This window comes from Streptomyces sp. NPDC060198 (genome assembly GCF_042728415.1).
Lineage (GTDB): Bacteria > Actinomycetota > Actinomycetes > Streptomycetales > Streptomycetaceae > Streptomyces.
The window spans coordinates 1-2855 of record NZ_JBHWZJ010000586.1 but is presented as its reverse complement, the minus strand read 5'-3'; the positions used below and the strand labels follow the sequence as shown (position 1 = coordinate 2855).

Annotated in this window: 1 protein-coding gene and 1 pseudogene; one reads left to right on the top strand and one right to left on the bottom strand. The window is 72.6% G+C overall.

The window, feature by feature from the left end; all coding sequences use genetic code 11:
- Window positions 1–2271 (bottom strand): annotated as a pseudogene (locus tag ACFWEP_RS33785) (hypothetical protein); the annotation flags it as partial.
- 189 nt (window positions 2272–2460) lie between these two features.
- Here ACFWEP_RS33785 and ACFWEP_RS33780 point away from each other — a divergent pair.
- On the top strand, window positions 2461–2652 hold the full coding sequence (locus ACFWEP_RS33780; RefSeq protein ID WP_387375994.1) for a hypothetical protein: 192 nt from the start codon (window positions 2461–2463) through the stop codon (window positions 2650–2652).
- The last annotated feature ends 203 nt before the right edge of the window (window positions 2653–2855 follow it).

Here is a 2855-nt window from a genome sequence, read left to right as displayed (position 1 = left end):
CTCCCAGACCTCCGCCGCGAGCGCCGAAGCGCGGTCGTGGAGGCGGTCGGCGCGGTCGGGAGTCACTGAAGCCACCGTCCGCCAGAGCCGGAGGGCGGCGGTCGCGGCCGCTGCGTCGGCCGGGTTCTCGCAGATGAGCGTCTCGGCCTGCTCTTCGAGTTCGTCCAGAAGCGCGACTGCGTGCTCCGGATGGTCCGGTGCCAGCAACTCCGCGGCCAGCGCCCAAGCCTCGGTGCGGGCCGCTCCCGTCCCGTGCGTGGAACGCAGCAGAGTGAGGCCGTCCTCGAACCGGCCCCTCGGGTCGGTGCTCTCGCCGGGGTCAGACCCTGCGGCCAGAAGGCGCGGACGTGAGCCCGGAGCCTTCCGGTCACCGGCGGCGGCCTCCCGGGCGCCGCGCCCGACCGGAGCCGGAGCGGTCTCCAGCAGGGCGAGGGCCGCCTGTGCCGCCGCTTCCTCCGACTCCTCGACGGCGTACCCGAGGCGGTCTGCCTCCCGCAGCGCCGCACGGGCCCACTTCGCCGAGTCCCGCGCGGTCCCGGCGGCCTCCCCGTCACCCATGGCCCGAAGCACGCGGGCCACACCGGCCAGGCTCAGGGCCTTGTCGACGGCGCTCCCCGACGCGCTCGCCAGGGTGCGGGCCCGCCGCGCGTCGCCGAGCCGGGCGATCGTCCGCGCCACCGCCTCGGGCAGCGGGCGTACGCGGGAGGACAGCATCTCCCGCGAGACACCGGCCGCAGCCGAGACGGCCAGGTCCGGTGACGGCGAAGGAGCCGCTCCGGGCGGATCGATCAGGTCGAGGTGGCCGAGCGCGACGTCGGCGGCGGAGTGCCGGACGAGGAGCGACTGCCGCTTCGGGTCGAGGACCAGAGCGGTGAGCCGCCTGGTGTCCCCGCTCTCGCGCAGGAGGCGGGTGTAGCCGCTGAGAAGGTAGTTCGGCGTGTCGTCGGGCCAGTGGCCGGCCCGGTAACTGCTTGCCCAGTCGTGCAGTTCTCGGGTCCGCGCGGCCAGGAAGGGCCTTCCCAGCTGCTCGCACGCGATTCTGCGCAGTTCCTCGTGGGCCGGCACGAAGGTCTGCCGGCCGGCGTCCGCCTCCACCCCGGACCGTACGTCCAGAGGGAGCAGATCCGCGCGGGTGGGCGCCAGGGAGCGGCCGGCCACGGTGCGCAGTCTCTCTTCCACGTCCCGCGGCGTGACGCCCAGCAGTTCGCCCAGGTCCGCGCCGGTGAGAGCGCCGCGGGCCGAGACGAGCAGACCCAGCAGGCGCCGGCCGATGCCGGCGTCGTTCAGCACGGTGTCCAGTTCCGTGAGGGCGGCGTCCCGGATGATCCGTGCCGCGGGAGAGTCGTCCAACCGCCGGACGACGGCAGGGTCCCGCAGCGGATGGTCGCTCGCCAACCTCGTCGGCACACGCGGGTGGGGGCGCCCGGCGACGATGACGCGCATGCCGTACGGGGGAACCTTCGGCAGCAGTCCGGCGATGCCCGGATCGGCCAGTCCGGCGTCCGCGTCCTCGTCGAGCCCGTCGACGATCAGCACCAGCCGTCGGCCGCGCTCCCAGGACCGGCGGGCCGCCGCTTCGTACAGCGGGTCGAGATCCGGATTCCTGTCGTTCGGCGGAGGACGGCGCTTGTTCTCCGCCGCAGCTGCCAGTTGCAGCGAGACCGCCCGTACGAAGCCGTCACGGCGATCGGTGCCCAGGCGGCCGGAGATGACGTAGTGAGCGACATCGACCCCGGCGGGCGCATGGACGGCGAACCAGGCCATCAGAGCTGTCTTGCCCGCCCAGGGACCGGCCCTCCAGCACGAGTAGGCGGGGGCGCCGTCCGGAGCCTCGACGAAGGCCGTCAGATCGGCCACCTCCTCGCCCCGCCCTTCCAGAACGCCGGGAAGGACGTCCAGGAGAGCCGGGGAGTGCCCTCCGAGCAGGCGCGGTCGGGACGTCGCGGTCACGCGGGAGCCGTGGCCCCCCTGCCTGCTCCTTCCGGCGTTCTGCGCCGTGCCCAGTTGCCGGCTCCAGATGCCCGCGGGCGTCGGGACGTGGCCGGGCGAGTGACGCTCCGCACGCTCCTCCAGATACGGGATCAGGATGTGCAGAACGTACTTGACGTGCTGTGGCTTCTGAGGAGGTGTCTTGCTGAACCAGTCTCCGAGAGTCGACTTGGGCACCTCGTAGCCGTGCTGTTCGGCCAGGTTCAGCAGGCGCCCGTATCCCAGCTCCTTCCCTCCCGCGGCTTCGTACAACGCCTTCAATCCGCGCGTGAACGTCGGCACCGATTCGGCACCGGCTCGTCCGCCGACTGCGGAAGACTTCTCCGGACACATTTTCATTCCCTCCTGACCTGCGGCTATGTCGCTTTTTCACTTCTGCGGACATCGCCGGACGCTGCCCCGAGGGCGGATACCTGTGGGACCGCGCCCGACGGAGAAGACCACCGGGCGACAACCCCCAGGGGGACCCGCATGTCCGTACTGCCGCATGTCCTGGAGTCCGTGCTCCAGGAGGCCGCCGTTCTCTCCGCCGCCACCGGTCTCGCCTACACCGGGGCGGTGGTGACGGTCGCGGGGTTCTCCGTCCTCTTCCGCGACCCGCAGCGCCGGCGTGACGCCCGGACGACGCTGATGATCCTGATGAGGCGTCGCGGGAAGCGGTGATACGTCCGGGGCCTGGTCCCGGTGTGTCCTCAGGGCCTACCCTCGGCCCCTGTCGGGGGTTCCCGCGCATGCGGGGATGGCTCCCGTGAGGAGCAGAACCTCCGTTGCCCCCGCGTGTGCGGGGAAGTCTTCCACCGGCTCGCCCCGCCCGTGTCGGCGTATGGCAGTCGTGACGGGCGGGGCGCGCCGTGGAGCGCCGTTCG